Here is a 15427-nt window from a genome sequence, read left to right as displayed (position 1 = left end):
GAAAAAGCGCTCATGTCCGAGTTTGTGACTATCTTCGAAATGGGTCCGCGCGACGGGCTTCAGAACGAAAAGCGGTTTGTCCCGACGGAAGACAAGATTGCGCTTGTCGACCGTCTTTCCGAATGCGGTTTCCACAAGATCGAAGTCACCAGCTTTGTCAGCCCCAAATGGGTGCCACAAATGGCCGATGCGCAAGAGGTCATGGAAGGGATCTATCGCCATCCGGCTGTCGTCTATTCGGTTCTGACACCGAACGTCAAAGGCTACACGGCCGCACTTAAGGTCTCGGCGGACGAGGTGGCCATCTTCGGCTCGGCATCTGAAGGCTTTTCAAAGAAGAACATCAACTGCTCGGTCGCAGAAAGTATCGAACGTTTCAAGCCGCTGCTGGAAAAAGCCCGTCAGGACGAAATGCCGGTGCGCGGCTATGTTTCCTGCGTCACCGATTGCCCTTATGACGGCCCGACGCCCCCCGAAAAGGTCGCCGAAGTCGCAAAGATCCTATACGAGCTTGGCTGCTACGAGATTTCCCTTGGCGACACCATCGGCGCCGGCACTCCGGAAACCATCGGCCGGATGCTCGATGCTGTTCTCACCGTGGTGCCAGCTGAAAAGGTCGCCGGGCATTATCACGATACCAAGGGCCGGGCGCTGGAGAACATCGAGGTCAGCCTTGAGAAAGGCCTGCGCACGTTCGACAGCACCATTGGCGGACTGGGCGGCTGCCCCTATGCCCCCGGCGCCAAGGGCAACGTTGCAACAGAGGCCGTTGCAGCGCTGATGCAGCGCCGCGGTTTTGAGACAGGGCTGAAACTTGGGAAACTGGCCGAACTCGCCGAATTTGCAAAATCCCTTCGGAGTGACACCGCATGAGTTTTGAGACGATCTCGATTGAAACGGATGACCTCGGCGTTACAACGCTGACCCTGAACCGTCCGGAAAAGCATAATTCGCTTTCGGCCAAGATGATCGACGAACTTACGGACGCTGCAGACCAACTCGGGTCTGATAGTTCGGTCCGTGTTGTTATCCTGACAGGCGCTGGCGAAAGTTTTTGTGCAGGAGGCGACCTTGCCTGGATGCGCGAGCAGATGTCAGCCGACCGCGAAACACGCATGGCAGAAGCCCGTAAACTCGCCATGATGCTGAAGGCACTGAATGAACTGTCGAAACCTGTGATTGGGCGCGTACAGGGCCAGGCCTTCGGTGGCGGCATTGGCATGATGAGCGTCTGCGATACAGTGGTTGCCGTCGACACCGCGAAGTTCGGGCTGACCGAGGTTCGGCTTGGCCTGATACCAGCAACAATCAGCCCCTACATCCTGGCCCGGATGGGTGAAGGCAAAGCGCGCCGGGTGTTTATGTCAGCGCGCATTTTCGGTGCAGAAGAAGCCCGGGATCTGGATCTGGTGGCAAAGGTTGTCAGCGCGGGCGACCTGGACACCGCGATTGAAAAGGAGATCAAGCCCTACCTGAGCGCTGCTCCGGCAGCCGTTGCAGCGTCAAAGGCCCTTGCCCGGTCTCTTGGCCCTGCCATCACCGAGGCGGTTATCGACGACACCATCCGGAGGTTGGCGGACACGTGGGAAACCCCGGACGCCAATGAGGGCACATCTGCGTTTTTCGAAAAGAGAAAACCGGCCTGGACGAACTGAGGATCAGACGCCTCACGCGTTCCGCCGGGCGTGCTCGATCAAAGCTGCAATCCGGGCGACATCGAGTTGCTCGGATTTCGGTGCAGGCTCCTCAACGCGGTACATTTTTTCCCGCCGCCGCCGGATTTTCTTGCGTTGCCATTCGCTAATGCCTTCCGGCAAATCCACTTCAGCGCGGTCCATGCCAATCAGAACACGTTGAAGGTCCGGAATGAGCTCAGATGAGATCGTAAATGTAGACCCGTCGTTGCGGCGGAAGACCAGGGTTTTGGTTGTTTCTTCACCGTTCAGCAGCACCGCTTTTTTCCGCCCACTGGAGCCAATCGTGGACTGGAACCAGGCAACGGCCCCCGATGCATGCCACAGCTTCACGCTGACCTTTTCAAGATCGGTATAAGGCACACGCACCCGCAATCCGAATTGCGTGAACTCGAAACCGTTGCCGAAAAAACGCACCCAAGACGTTTCCTGGCGCACGGCGACCGTGAAGAAAACAAGAGACAAACTGGCCGGGAGCAAACAAATCAGAGCAAAAGCTGCCAAGGCACCCGTTGCTGATGCGAGACCAAGAACCGCGAGCGGCAGAAAAAACAATCCGAACCCGAAACCAATCAGGTCGAGTGTCAGGACGGATGGGCGGGACACTGGCCGGATCGCGCCGGAGGCCGGCTGTGGCCGAGGCGGCGCAAGATAGATGGCGGCCGCAGCCACCAAGCACATGATGCTGCTGAGCAGTGTCATGAAGTAAAACCAACCGGCAATGCCGAGCACCGCCAAGCCTAAAGGTAATATGCGCCGGAGATATTCAAGCCGTGCTGTTTTGCCCACGCCGCGCTCCTTGGTATCGGGGCGAAATCGCTACACATCCGCTGAAGTTCTGATTCTTCCATTGAATCAACTTGACCGTCCGTAATCAAGACAGACACAGCACTATCCAAAATGATTGTAGGAAAACGGCAAATAATACCGGGAAAATTTGATTTTAATCCCAGCAATACAAGTGATCTGGTTACAGACCCGTGGCTTTGTTTCTTCAGGAGGCCTTGCGTTCGCGCTCAATGAAACTGAACACGTCTCTGACCTTGCCGAACTTCGGCTTGTCGATTTCCAGGTAGTCGTGCATCAGCATATCGATGTCAGCCGCGTTGAAGGGCTTTTTCAAGAAACCGGAGATCCCGACAAAGGCGGCAGACCGTTCGAGATACGTCGTATCGTTTGTCGACATCATGTAAATACCAACCTTGCTGGACAAATCCCGAATGGAACCGGCCAGCTCCAGACCGTCTACACCCGGCATGTGAAAATCGGTCAAGACCAGTTCGAATTTGCCGCGAGAAAGCGCTTTCAACGCCGCATCGGCACTATCTGCTTCTGAAACCTCAAACTCGAAACGGCTGCTTTCCAAAACTTTTCGGGTCAATTTCCGCATTGTTCCAGAATCGTCGACCACCAGGATCGGATAGGATCGGGTCATGATGCGATAGGTGGCAATAATCTCGGAGATTTCGGCGGGGCTGAAGGGCTTTTGCAGGAAATGATAGGCGCCAAATCGCTTCAGCACCGATTCCGCCTTATCATCGAGACTGCTCGACATGGCCACGGTCAAACAGTCATTCGACTGGGTATCGCGCATTGCCGAAACGACTTCCGGACCGTTCAGGCCTGGCATGTGAATGTCGACAAAGGCGACGTCGATGCGTTTCGCTTGGAGTATCTCGAGGGCCGCCCGGCCATTCGACGCTTGCTCAATCTCGATATAGCGTTCACCACGATGGGCCTGAATACCTTCCGCAACGATGTCCCGAGCGATTGAGCTGTCGTCCGCGATCATCACGCGTATTATTTTGTGCAGCACGGCTTCCCCATTGCAGAAACGGCCATGCAAAAAGATGCCAGCGGCCTAACTATGCAGTTGTTCAAGTAAAGTTATTTCACATCATTCGTATAATTTCGGTTACTGGCATCATTACTCAAACAACGCCTTAACCTGAACCAACAATCAGTTTTAAATCAAAAACCGCAAGTACCAACGCAAGCCAAATCTACCGCGACACAACAACATCCAAAAATGCGAGGGTTTTGTTTTGCTCGATTTGCTTGAGCGCCTCTTTGAGAGCTGACTCCAGATCTGCCGCCTGTTCAACACGAGCAGCGAAGGCGCGGCTGGCCTTGGCAACATGCGTAAAGTCGGGCATCGGCGACAGTTGGGTCAACGGCATCCTGTTGCTTCGAGCCGCGTAGCCCTCCGGATAATGATCCAGAACAGACTGGCGTACCGCACCCCACTCTGCATTGTTTAATACGATCACAAGGATCGGCAGGTCGAGCGCTTCAGCAATCTGATGACAAACCACCGGGTTGGAAAACATGTAGGACCCGTCCCCCATGGTCGCCACGACAGTCCGATCCGGAGTACCCAATTTCATGCCAAGGGCCGCCGGGAAACACCAGCCGAGCCCGCCAGCATGCGGCTCCTGATACCAAGCCTGCCAGTGGTTTAAACTCATGGGCGCAGGAGGGCAGCCGAGTTCTGAAAGCACCGATGCTTTTTGATCCCCCAATACGCGGGACAGGCACAGACTGACCAAATTCTTGGTGATGCGCCCCGATCCATCGGCTTCAGCCGATGCCAAAACGGCTTGCCGGTTTGCCTTGTTGCGCGCAGCCCATTGGGCTCGTCTCGGCGCTGCTTTTTCGGACAGTTCAAGCTCATCCAAAGCTGCCTTCAAAGCGACGATTCCCGGCTGCACGTCCGATGCGATTGCCAGATCACATTGGAAATTGCGCACCGGAACTTTGCTGAAAAGGGGATCTTGCCCGAGGTGTATCACCTTGCATCCGGGCTTTAGCTTGTGTTTGTCCGGCGCCCAGGGAGCCAGACTGTCGATAACCAGAACAACATCTGCGGTTTCCAGAAGAACGGCCGGATCGTTGCCGGCAGCCATCGGATGATCGAGATCCATCGCAAGCCGCACAGCCCAGTATTGGCAGACAGGCATGCCCCATCGCTCCGCCATCCCGGCAAGAGCTGCAAAGCCGTCGGGGCCTCCGGCTCCGCGCTGCGCGAAAATCACTGGATTGTCAGCTTGGGAAATAAGTTCGACTGCCCGTGTAATGGCGGCTTGGTCGATACCCGGCTGCGGCGCGACCATAATCGCTGGCGAGCCCAATTGGTCCACCGGGCAAAGCTCACATAGGACTTCGCGCGGCAAGCTCACATAGACCGGACCGCGCGGTGTTGTCTCGGCAAGCGCTTTCGCCCGGTCAACCGTTTCGACAGTCTGCTCGGGAAACCGCAGCTCATAGTCCCATTTGCAGGCTTCACGGACCAAAGCGGTTTGATCGCGCATTTCCTGCCCCCAGCCGATCGGAACGGTTCGCGACCCGAACCGCCCCTGCTCTGTTGTTGGGGTTCTCCCGGAAAAGAGCATCATTGGTATGTTTTCGATCGATGCGTTGATCGTGCCTATCGCACAGTTCGCAAGCCCCACATTCGTGTGCGCCATTACTGCCGCCGTTTTGCCAGTGCCAAGGTAATAGCCATGCGCCATGCCCATGGCCGCACTTTCGTGCGGGATGACAATCGCTTCCGGTAGATCGATGTTCTTGGCATCAGCCTCGGCAAGACCTTCAATCACCGGCGGGAAATCCGTCCCGGAATTTGCAAAAATGTAGTCAATGCCGATCGCCTTCATCCGGCTGAGCAGAGCCCCTCCGGATGTGATGGACACATTCTCTTCTGGCGCACTTTTAGAGCGCAAAGTATCGCCATTGGCAGAAGTCGTCGCAGTCTTGCTCATGAGGAGAGTTCCAAATCTTCAATGGCGGTTTGAACAGCCAGCCGGAACACCTGCTCGGCCGGGCTCGGCTGGGCATCGGGGCGGGTCATCAACCCGATCGGCCCTTTTGTGATGTCGCTTTCGAAGGGCAAGCGGATCAGATCGCCATCAGCCGTTTCATTGCGCACCACACCGGAAGAAATGATCCAGACAGCGTCCGACTGACGCGTATAAATACGACCGAATGCGCCGGACACGGTTTCGATCCGGTTCGGAATTTCCGCCACGCCGTTGGCGATCAGATACCGCTCAACCAAAGGGCGGATGGCCGACCCGTCCGGCGGATAGAGCACCGGCCAGTCGACAATGCGTTTGATGTCCGGCGCCTCCAGGAGCGGATGACCAGCCCGGACAACGAACTCGACCCGCTCAGAATAAAGCTGCGTGAACGAAACTCCTTCCATGGTGACCGGGCGTCCGAGGCGGCCAATCACCAGATCAATTTCACCCAGCCGCAACCGCTCGATGAGATATCCATGCGGACCATCCAGAATCTTCAGCATGACCGTTGGGGCCAGGTCCCGGAATTCACGGATGGCAGCGGGCAAGAAGCTTCCCGAAACACTCGGCAAAGCTCCAACGGTCAACGTGGCTCGCGCCTCCTCACCGGCATTGACCACACCGTCCAGGCCCTGCTGGAGGCTGGCTAAGGAAATTTGCGCAAAATGCAGGAACATCTTGCCTTGCGGCGTCAGCGATATGCCCGCGCGGCTGCGGGACATCAATGTCGCACCAATCGTTTCCTCCAATTCCTTGAGGGTCTTGGATATGGCCGGTTGAGTAAGGTTTAACTTGTCGGCAGCGAGCTTCAGACTGCGCTCCTGCGCAATCTCGACAAAACATTGGATGTGCCGGAATTTTATCCGCCGATCGATCATTTACTTATCCATTTTGGAAATCAAATGACCTAATTTGTCATTTTACTTCACCATTTCAGATAAACAATATGCTCAAAAACGCGGGGAGGTCTAGATGCGTACTCAAGTTGTCATTGTTGGAGGAGGTCCCTCCGGGCTCCTGCTGGGGCAACTTTTGCACCTGAAGGGGATCGACGCGGTCGTTCTGGAGCGCAAGACCAAGGACTATGTGCTTGCACGGATCCGGGCCGGCATTCTGGAAACGGGTCTGGTCGAACTGATGCGCGAAGCCGGCGTGTCCGAGCGCATGGACAAGGAGCGTTTTGTCCATACTGGCACCTGTATTTCCTATGAAAACGAGATGTTCTCGATCAACTTCGAGGACCTCATCGGTAAGAGCGTCATCGTATACGGTCAGACAGAGGTGACACGCGACCTCTATGACGCCCGCGAGGCGTCCGATGCAAAGACCATCTTCGAAGCAGACGGCGTTGCAATCCACGATGCCGAGACGGACGCACCATACGTCACTTACATGAAGAATGGTAGCGAGCACCGGATCGACTGCGATTTCGTGGCAGGGTGCGACGGCTTTCATGGAGTCAGCCGGAAAACCATCCCGGAAACCGTCCGCAAGGACTATGAGAAGGTCTTTCCATTCGGCTGGCTGGGTATCCTGTCCGAAACACCGCCAGTGCACGAAGAGCTGATTTATGCAAACTCCACCCGCGGGTTTGCACTCTGCTCCATGCGCAATGAAAACCTGTCCCGCTATTACGTCCAATGCGAGCTCAGCGATAAGGTCGAGGACTGGAGCGATGAGGCGTTCTGGGAAGAACTGAAACGACGGCTTCCGGAGGATATCGCGGAAAAGCTCGTCACTGGGCCGTCGATTGAAAAATCAATCGCGCCTCTGCGATCTTTTGTCAGCGAGCCGATGCGCTGGGGCCGATTGTTCCTCTGCGGCGATGCTGCGCACATCGTGCCTCCGACTGGGGCAAAGGGCCTCAACACTGCTGCGTCAGATGTTCACTATCTCCACCGCGCGTTGTCAGCCTACTACCTCGACAAGGACAGCACAGGCATTGACACCTACTCCGAAACGGCGCTGGCGCGGGTCTGGAAGGCGGAGCGGTTCAGCTGGGCGACCACGAATTTGTTGCACCGGTTTCCGGACCAATCCGAGTTTGATCTGAAAATGCAGCGGGCCGAAATTGAATCTCTGCATTACAATCCGACCGCCCAAAAGTGGTTTGCCGAAAACTATGTGGGACTGCCCTACTGATGCACATCGCACGGCTCACAAATGCGGACATTCACTGGCGGGAAGATGGTGACCCGGCCGGCTCCCCTGTCGTGTTTGCAAACTCCCTCGGCACGGATTTGCGGCTCTGGGACAAGGTCATCGACCGTCTTCCTGAAGAAGGCTTCCGCTACATCCGCTTCGACAAGCGCGGCCACGGCCTCTCCTCCTGCCCCTCTGATGTTTATTCCATGACGGATCTGGTCGTAGATCTGGAGGAATTGCTCGGCCATATCGGCGTAACGCAATTCTCGCTGGTCGGTCTTTCCATCGGTGGGATGATCGGACAGCTGCTCGCCCACCGTCAGTCGGATCGCATGGCCAGTCTTGTTCTTGCCTGCACAGCAGCAAAAATGGGCACAAAAGATATGTGGCAGACCCGGATTGCCGCTGTCCGCGAAGGCGGCGTCGAAAGTATCGCCGAGGCTGTTCTGGACCGTTGGTTCTCCGGCCCTTTCCGGCACTCTGACGAATGCATTGCCTGGCGCAACATGCTGAGCCGGACGCCAGCTGAGGGTTATATCGGCTGTAGTCACGCTCTGGCCGTAACGGATCTCACCGCGACAACCTCCGAATTGACGCTCCCGGTCTTGGGGATTGCCGGGTCTGAGGATCTCGCCAGCCCTCCGGAACAGGTAAAGGCCACCACGGACCTGATCCGTGGCAGCCGGTTTGTCGAGATAGCAGCCGCCGGTCACCTGCCCTGTGTTGAGCAGGCCGACGTCTTTACGGCCCATTTGCAGAATTTTTTGAAGGAGAGCGCTCATGTCTGACCGGTATGAGCAGGGTCTGGATGTCCGACGCGCCGTTTTGGGAGACGCACATGTTGATCGCGCCGAAGCATCCAAGACGGATCTCGATGCGCCCTTTCAAACACTGATCACCGAGGCCGCCTGGGGAACAGTCTGGGCGTCTGACGGCATCAGCCCGCGCGAGCGCTCCATGCTGACGCTGGCCCTCTTGGCAGCTCTCGGGAATTTTGAAGAGATTGCCATGCACATCCGGGCAACTTCTCGAACAGGTGCAAGCAAACAGGATGTTCTGGAAGCCTTCCAGCATGTCGCGATTTATGCTGGAGTTCCGCGGGCCAACCAGGCGCTCAAGATTGCCAAGGACACTTACGCGGACATGGAACGGGAGGAGGCGGGCGAATAACGCCGGCCGGGAGGAACGCCACAATGAAACCAGGCCCCTATTACCAGCGTGACCGGCAATGGCAGCCGCCCGCGCTGACGCCGGACTACAAGACAAGCGTTTCCAGATCCCCTCAGTATTCGATGATCAGCCTGGAAACGACAGTCAGCGAAATCACCGGACCGGTCTTTGGACACAACGACATCGACCCGCTCGACAAGGATCTTCTGTCGAACTACGCAAAACCGGGCGAAAGCCCGATTGGCGAGCGCATCATCCTTCATGGACGGGTTCTCGACGAGAATGCAAAGCCGGTTCCGAACACACTGCTCGAAATCTGGCAAGCCAATGCCGGTGGCCGCTACCGGCACAAGAAGGACACCTATCTCGCGCCGATCGACCCGAATTTTGGCGGCTGTGGCCGCACAATAACGGACGAGAACGGGTACTACGCGTTCAGAACCGTGAAGCCTGGCGCATATCCCTGGCGCAATTGGGTGAACAACTGGCGGCCGGCCCATGTCCATATTTCCATCTTCGGTTCCGCCTTCGCCCAGCGCCTGATCACGCAGTGCTACTTTGAAGGCGACCCGCTGATTGCCAAATGCCCGATCGTGAACGCCATTCCCGATCCGGACGCGGTTGATCAACTGGTCGCACGGCTGGATCTCAACGCCACCATCCCCCTCGATACCATCGCTTACAAGTTCGACATCGTGTTGCGTGGGCGCCGGTCGACGCTGTTTGAAAACCGGCCGGAGGGGAACTGATCATGCACCAGACACTGGATTACTTGAAAGAAACCCCCTCCCAGACGGCGGGCCCTTATGTCCACATCGGCCTTGCGCCGGGAGCCGCCGGTTTTGACATCTACGCCCAGGAGCTCGGGCATGACATTGCCGGGCCAAACGCAAAGGGCGAACGCATCCGCATTGAAGGCTGTGTCATTGATGGCATGGGGTCCCCGATCAAGGACGTGCTTCTGGAAGCCTGGCAGGCCAATGCAGACGGCATCTATGCCCATCCAGAGCATCGTGGTGAAGTTGAGGACGGGTTCAGGGGCTGGGGCCGGGTCATTCCGGATTTCGAGACCGGAAACTGGACTTTCGAGACAGTCAAGCCGGGTGCGGTTACGGATCTGAACGGTCGTCAAATGGCCCCGCACATAAGCCTTTGGATTGTCGCCCGCGGGATCAATGTGGGGTTGCAAACCCGGCTTTATTTTTCAGATGAGACATCCGCCAACGCAGCCGATCCGGTGCTCAATCTGATCGAGTGGGAGCGCCGCCGGGCAACGCTGATTGCAGAACGGACAGACAGCGATGGAACGCCGGTCTACCGGTTTGATATCAAGCTGCAAGGCGAAGACGAAACCGTCTTTTTCGACATTTGAGGCGGATATGAGCAAACCTTGCATCATCTGTGTTGCGATCACCGGCTCGTTGCCGACAAAAGAAAACAATCCGGCTGTGCCGGTCACAGTCGCCGAACAAGTTGAAAGCACGCACGAGGCCTTTGAAGCCGGCGCTACAATTTGCCACGCCCATGTGCGCAACGAGGATCAAAGCCCGTCTTCGGATCCGGAGAAATTTGCCTGGCTGAAGGAAGGCCTTGAAAAACACTGCCCCGGCATGATCATCCAGTTCTCGACCGGCGGGCGCTCAGGTGCCGGAAAGGCGCGCGGCGGCATGCTGCCGCTTCAGCCGGACATGGCCTCCCTTTCCGTTGGCTCGAACAACTTCCCGACAAGGGTTTACGAAAACCCGCCGGATCTTGTGGATTGGCTGGCTGCAGAAATGCGGACTTACACAATCAAGCCGGAGATCGAGGCCTTCGATCTCAGCCACATTCATCAGGCGGCGGCGATGAACAAGGACGGCCGCATACCGGGCAGGCTGTATGTCCAGTTCGTCATGGGTGTGAAAAACGCCATGCCGGTCGATAAGGATGTCTTCGACTATTACATCAAGACAGTCGAGCGGCTCGTTTCGGATGCCGAATGGTGTGCTGCCGGCATCGGCCGTCACCAGCTCACCATTAACGAGTGGTCGATCGCGGCCGGAGGGCATACGCGCACTGGACTGGAAGACAACATCCGCCTCGACAAGGACAGGCTTGCTCCGTCCAATGCCGCTTTGGTCAAACGGGCGGTTGAGCTTTGCGAGAAGTACGAGCGGCCGGTTGCAGACTGGCAAAAGGCACGCGAGATCTTGCAGATTCCGCTCAAAGCCGCTTGACGGCAAGTCTTTGTTGTTTCTTGATCAAGCTCCCTTCGTTTGAGCCCAGTTTTCATGCCTGTTTCCCTGTTTTCCAGCCCTGTTTTTTCCGATCTTTACTCCGACGCCGATCTGGTTTTGCGGCTGGATGAGGACGCCGATCTCCTTCATATGATCCGGTTCGAGCAGGCTCTCGCAAAAGTGCAAGGCGCCCTCGGCATCATTCCGGAAGGTGCAGCTGCAACGATCGTCTCTGCGCTGAAAACCAGTGAGATTGAGCCGAATGCTTTGAGTAGCGGCACGCGGTCTGCTGGAATTCCCGTTCCCGCACTTGTGGCTTCTTTGAGAAAGATCGCCGGTGACGACGCAGGCAGCTGGCTGCACTGGGGAGCCACCAGCCAGGACGTGATGGACACGGCGCTGGTTCTCCAGGCAAAGAGCTGCCTCGATGTGCTGGAAGAACGCCTTGGCAAACTGATCGACACTTTGGAAACAGAAAGCGTCCGGCACGCCAATCAGCTTCTGGCCGGCCGGACACGGTCGCAGATTTCGACACCTGTCACGTTCGGCTACCGGATTGCTCAATGGGCACACGGCCCAATTGACGCTGAGGCCGACCTGCCAGATCTTCGCAAGAAAGTTCTGAAAATCCAGTTCGGCGGGGCTTCCGGCGTTAACAGCGCGATTGTCCCAGATGGACCGCGGATCGCAGAAGCCCTTGCTAAGGAACTCAAGCTCCATTTTTCGCCATCCTGGCACACGAACCGGTCGAACATCCTCGCTCTGTCCGCTTGGCTGCAAGCCGTCACCGCCAGTCTTTCCAAGATGGCCGGCGATCTTCTTCTGCTCGGCCGATCAGACATTGCGGAGGTCTCGTCGGGAACAGGCGGAGGATCCTCGACAATGCCGCAAAAGGCCAATCCGGTTCAGGCTGAAGCCATTCTGACACTCAACACCATCGTGCAAACGTCCGCAGGCGGGATTGCGGCAGCGGCCAGTCCGGCAGAAGAACGGGACGGCGCGCGCTGGCCACTGGAATGGGCATTCTTGCCCCAAATGCTGATTGCAACCGGCGCAGCCCTCCGCCACGCCCAAGCGCTTGCAGACAGCATGTCGCCGAACCAGGGCCGAATCTCTGCTGCCTTGAAGGACCATCAGGAAATCATGGCAGAGGCCGCAAGCTTCGCGCTTGCCAAGAACGGCGTTCCGAGAGCAGAGGCCAAGGACATTGTTGCCAAGGCCGCGTCACAGGCTGACTTCAAATCAACCTTGAAGGAACTGGCGCCCAATGGGATCGACTGGGACGCCGTTCTTGATCCGGCAACGGTCATACCGGCCTGCAAGGAAATGACCGCCGAGATATTTGCCCGGCGGTCGAGATAGCTCTCCGCTTCGCTTCAAACGCAAAGCCAGACAGGCCTTAAGCCAATAGACCGCAATATGCGCTAACTGAGCACACTCGGCAGCCACAGCGTGAGCGCCGGGAAACTGACAAGAAGCACCACACGCACCAGCTCCGCGCCAAAGAAGGGCGCAACGCCCTTGAACGTATCGATCATCGGGGTGTCGCGGGCCAGGGAGGAAATCACGAACACGTTCATTCCGACCGGCGGCGTAATCAGTCCAAGCTCCACTACAATGAGCGCGAGGATCCCGAACCAGATTTTCAGATCTTCAGTGCTCATGCCGAACCCGGCGCCGTCAGCGCCCTGATAGATCCCGCCATTGATCTCAACCAATACTGGCCAGAAGAACGGGATCACCAGCAGGATCATCGACAGACTGTCCATCAGGCAACCGAGCAGGATAAGCGCAACGAGCAGGAGGATCAGGACCGTCATCGGCTCAAGGCCCGAACCGGCGATCCAGGCGGCTGTTTCCTGCGGCAGGCGTACCCGCGACATGAAGATTTTCAGAAGTTCCGCACCAAGGATGATCAGATAAATCATGCCCGAGGTCGCAGCCGTTTCCTTGAGCGCGCCCAGCATGTCCGGCCAGGACAACTTGCGCTGCAAGAGACCGAAGACCAGCACAAGAAACACACCAGCAGCAGCAGCCGGGGTCGGGTTGAAAAAGCCGAAATAAATGCCCCCGATCACCAGCGCAAAGATCAGCAGAACCGGGATCATTCCAGCCGTTGCCTCGATGAACTCCCGGCGGTCCGGCACCCCGCCTTTCGGGCCCGCCTCCGGCTTGATCGCCACATAGATCGCGATGGTCAGCAGAAACAAAACTACGGCCAGCAGGCCGGGCAGGAACGCCGCCATGAACATCGTCACGATGTTCGCTTCAACGATGATCGCATAAATGATCAGGACAACAGAGGGCGGGATCAGGATTCCGAGCACGCCGCCAGCGGCCAGTGTCCCGGTGGCAAGGGCCCCGGAATACTTGTAGCGGCGCAGTTCCGGCAAGGCGACCTTGCCCATGGTGGAGGCCGTCGCAAGGGACGAACCACACACCGCCCCGAAGCCCGCACAGCCGGCGATTGCCGCCATCGCCGTGCCACCGCGCAGCCAGCCAAGCCAGGCATTTGCCCCCCGGAACAGCGCCTGACTGAGACCCGTCTTGGAGGCGATCGCCCCCATCAGAACAAACATCGGCACGACGGACAGATCGTAGATCGAGAACTGCCCATAAGCCAACGTCTTCAACTGGCTGAAGACCAACGCCGGACCGTTGAGCAGCATGGTGCCGACGCCGCCAACCAGGATCATCGCGTAGGCAATCGGCATCCGGATCGCAATCAGGATGATCAGCGCGACGAGCCCGCCCACGCCGAGAACAACAGCGTCTGCCATGTATCGTTATCCTTTCGACAGGGCTGATGTGTCACGCATCAAAGTGACGAGCGCTGCAAGGGCCAGCAAGACAAGGGACACAAGGATCGGAACAAACGCCAACCAGTGCGGGATCTGCAAGATCGTGGTCGTATAGCCGTATTCTCTTTGGTCGAGCATGCCGTGGAACATGCGCCAGATCAGCAGAGACGCAAACCCAAGCGCAACCAGCGAGCCCAGCAGTGTGAAAAACGCGATCAACCGCTTCGAGGCTCCAGCTGTGAAAATATCCGCTGACACATTGGCGCCTGTCAGCTGGCAATAAGGCAGGAACGCAAACACTGCGATCGCGACGCCCATTTCCGTCAGTTCAAAGTCACCGGGGAAAGGCTTACCGAACATGGATCCGATGATGGACATCATGTTCACCGCAACGACGGCCAACAGAACACCGCCGCCGAGGAGAGCCCACACCGTGATGACCCAGCTGGCAATCCCGGTGAACCCGGAATTGCCTGTTTGTTGATCTGTCGGCATCAGTTGGACGCGTTGTTCGCGACGGCGGCGCGGGCCTTGTCCACCAAAGCGGACCCGTCGATGCCTTTGCTAGAGACTTCCTCGACCCAGCGGCCAACAACCGGTTCCAGCGCGGTGTTGAACTCCGCGGTTTCTTCTGGCGTCAAGGTAATGTGCGTGTTGCCGGCCTTCACCGCGAGCCCAATGCCAAAATCATCTGCACCAGCCCAGATATCGCCAACTTCCTTCGACCAGGCAGCATCCGATGCATCGCGGAAAGCTTTCTGGACATCTTCCGGCAAGCTGTCCCAGCGGTCCTTGTTCATGGACACCTGGAACACCGTCGTGCCAAAGCGTTCCTTGTCCGCACCTTCGATCTGGTAATTGGTCTGCTCCTGGATCTTCAGCGGCGGAATGATCTCCCAAGGGATCATAGCCCCGTCAATCACACCCTTCTGCAGTGCAGGTGGAAGTTCCGGCACCGGCATTGCAACCGGGGACGCGCCAAGCGCTTCAATCACCCAGGCGCCCGTGCGTGTCGGGATCCGGATTTTCTTGTCCTTGAGGTCTGCGACTGACCGCACTTCCGTGTCGCGCATATGAATGCCCTGACCGGCATGCACATGGAGGAACATGACCTCAACGCCCTTGTAGTCGTCTTTCAGATCACTCTCGAAGAGTTCCTTAAGCGCCAGATTGGTCGCTGCGGTATCGTTCTTGTGGACCCCCGGCAGCTCAAAGACTTCAGACCTCGGGAACAGGCCGGGTGTATAGCCGTTGACCGTCCAGACAAGGTCCACAACACCGTCGCGAACCTGGTTGATCAGCTCCGGCGGACGGCCGCCCAAAGTCATCGCCGGATAGATCTCGATGGAGACCTTGCCGCCGGAATTCTCCTCCACCTGCTTGGCCCAGGGCACCAGCATCTTGGAGTGTGCCGGGGCTTTTTCGCCCAGGAAGTGGTGCAGCTTGAATTCGTGATCTGCAGCCTGCACTGATGTTGCGCCGAGCGCCAACAGGGCTGCGCCGAAAACCGCCTTGAAATCCATGATCGTTCCTCCTCCTACGCCGGAAATACAAGAAATAGACCAGTCCGGCTGTGGCCGCGCCTCATTCGCGCTGTTGGT

The 15427-nt window shown here is 57.4% G+C and carries 16 protein-coding genes; 9 read left to right on the top strand and 7 right to left on the bottom strand.

The window, feature by feature from the left end; translation table 11 throughout:
* Positions 1-12 precede the first annotated feature (12 nt).
* Positions 13-873 (top strand): hydroxymethylglutaryl-CoA lyase, encoded by an 861-nt coding sequence (locus RBB44_RS21510; protein WP_306149625.1) that lies wholly within the window; start codon positions 13-15, stop codon positions 871-873.
* The gene (locus RBB44_RS21505) at positions 870-1655 is read left to right on the top strand and encodes a crotonase/enoyl-CoA hydratase family protein (RefSeq protein ID WP_306149626.1); all 786 of its coding nucleotides are present in this window, start codon (positions 870-872) and stop codon (positions 1653-1655) included. The genes RBB44_RS21510 and RBB44_RS21505 overlap by 4 nt, the downstream gene beginning before the upstream one ends.
* Before the next feature lie 12 nt (positions 1656-1667).
* On the opposite strand, the gene RBB44_RS21500 is transcribed toward RBB44_RS21505, so the two are convergent.
* The 4 genes from RBB44_RS21500 to pcaQ form a co-directional block, all read right to left on the bottom strand.
* Positions 1668-2483 carry a hypothetical protein gene (locus RBB44_RS21500; protein WP_306149627.1) on the bottom strand — a complete coding sequence of 272 codons (816 nt, stop codon included), beginning with the start codon at positions 2481-2483 and terminating at the stop codon, positions 1668-1670.
* A gap of 205 nt (positions 2484-2688) precedes the next feature.
* Positions 2689-3510, bottom strand: coding sequence for a response regulator (locus RBB44_RS21495; protein WP_133952199.1), 822 nt, complete (start codon positions 3508-3510; stop codon positions 2689-2691).
* Between the two features lie 187 nt (positions 3511-3697).
* A complete protein-coding gene (locus RBB44_RS21490; RefSeq protein WP_306149628.1) occupies positions 3698-5455 on the bottom strand; it encodes a thiamine pyrophosphate-requiring protein in 1758 nt (585 codons plus the stop codon).
* Positions 5452-6372, bottom strand: coding sequence for a pca operon transcription factor PcaQ (gene pcaQ, locus RBB44_RS21485; RefSeq protein WP_306149629.1), 921 nt, complete (start codon positions 6370-6372; stop codon positions 5452-5454). Before pcaQ ends, RBB44_RS21490 begins: the two co-directional genes overlap by 4 nt.
* Before the next feature lie 94 nt (positions 6373-6466).
* Between pcaQ and pobA the strand changes: the two genes are divergently transcribed.
* From pobA to RBB44_RS21450, 7 genes are read left to right on the top strand one after another with little or no spacing between them, the layout of a single operon-like run.
* Complete coding sequence (pobA, locus tag RBB44_RS21480) at positions 6467-7636, top strand: 4-hydroxybenzoate 3-monooxygenase (protein WP_306149630.1); 1170 nt, start codon at positions 6467-6469, stop codon at positions 7634-7636.
* The gene (gene pcaD / locus RBB44_RS21475) at positions 7636-8427 is read left to right on the top strand and encodes a 3-oxoadipate enol-lactonase (protein WP_306149631.1); all 792 of its coding nucleotides are present in this window, start codon (positions 7636-7638) and stop codon (positions 8425-8427) included. Before pobA ends, pcaD begins: the two co-directional genes overlap by 1 nt.
* A complete protein-coding gene (gene pcaC, locus RBB44_RS21470) occupies positions 8420-8809 on the top strand; it encodes a 4-carboxymuconolactone decarboxylase (RefSeq protein WP_133952209.1) in 390 nt (129 codons plus the stop codon). The genes pcaD and pcaC overlap by 8 nt, the downstream gene beginning before the upstream one ends.
* Before the next feature lie 23 nt (positions 8810-8832).
* Positions 8833-9558 carry a protocatechuate 3,4-dioxygenase subunit beta gene (gene pcaH / locus RBB44_RS21465; RefSeq protein WP_306149632.1) on the top strand — a complete coding sequence of 242 codons (726 nt, stop codon included), beginning with the start codon at positions 8833-8835 and terminating at the stop codon, positions 9556-9558.
* Between the two features lie 2 nt (positions 9559-9560).
* Positions 9561-10181 carry a protocatechuate 3,4-dioxygenase subunit alpha gene (gene pcaG, locus RBB44_RS21460; RefSeq protein ID WP_306149633.1) on the top strand — a complete coding sequence of 207 codons (621 nt, stop codon included), beginning with the start codon at positions 9561-9563 and terminating at the stop codon, positions 10179-10181.
* A gap of 7 nt (positions 10182-10188) precedes the next feature.
* Positions 10189-11025, top strand: a complete 837-nt coding sequence (locus RBB44_RS21455) for a 3-keto-5-aminohexanoate cleavage protein (protein WP_306149634.1) — start codon at positions 10189-10191, stop codon at positions 11023-11025.
* A gap of 54 nt (positions 11026-11079) precedes the next feature.
* Positions 11080-12387, top strand: coding sequence for a lyase family protein (locus RBB44_RS21450; RefSeq protein ID WP_306149635.1), 1308 nt, complete (start codon positions 11080-11082; stop codon positions 12385-12387).
* A gap of 62 nt (positions 12388-12449) precedes the next feature.
* Here the strand turns inward: RBB44_RS21450 and RBB44_RS21445 are convergent, their stop codons facing one another.
* Genes RBB44_RS21445 through RBB44_RS21435 form a run of 3 tightly spaced genes read right to left on the bottom strand, consistent with a single transcriptional unit; the run spans position 12450 to position 15349 of the window.
* Positions 12450-13805 carry a TRAP transporter large permease gene (locus RBB44_RS21445; protein WP_306149636.1) on the bottom strand — a complete coding sequence of 452 codons (1356 nt, stop codon included), beginning with the start codon at positions 13803-13805 and terminating at the stop codon, positions 12450-12452.
* A 6-nt stretch (positions 13806-13811) separates the two neighbouring features.
* Positions 13812-14321, bottom strand: a complete 510-nt coding sequence (locus tag RBB44_RS21440) for a TRAP transporter small permease (RefSeq protein WP_306149637.1) — start codon at positions 14319-14321, stop codon at positions 13812-13814.
* Positions 14321-15349: a TRAP transporter substrate-binding protein gene (locus RBB44_RS21435; protein ID WP_306149638.1), complete on the bottom strand. Its 1029-nt coding sequence runs from the start codon at positions 15347-15349 to the stop codon at positions 14321-14323. Before RBB44_RS21435 ends, RBB44_RS21440 begins: the two co-directional genes overlap by 1 nt.
* Positions 15350-15427 lie beyond the last annotated feature (78 nt).

This window comes from Roseibium sp. MMSF_3247, assembly GCF_030733765.1.
GTDB lineage: Bacteria > Pseudomonadota > Alphaproteobacteria > Rhizobiales > Stappiaceae > Roseibium.
Note: the sequence above shows the minus strand (reverse complement) of the source record. Positions and strands in the feature narration are given on the sequence as shown.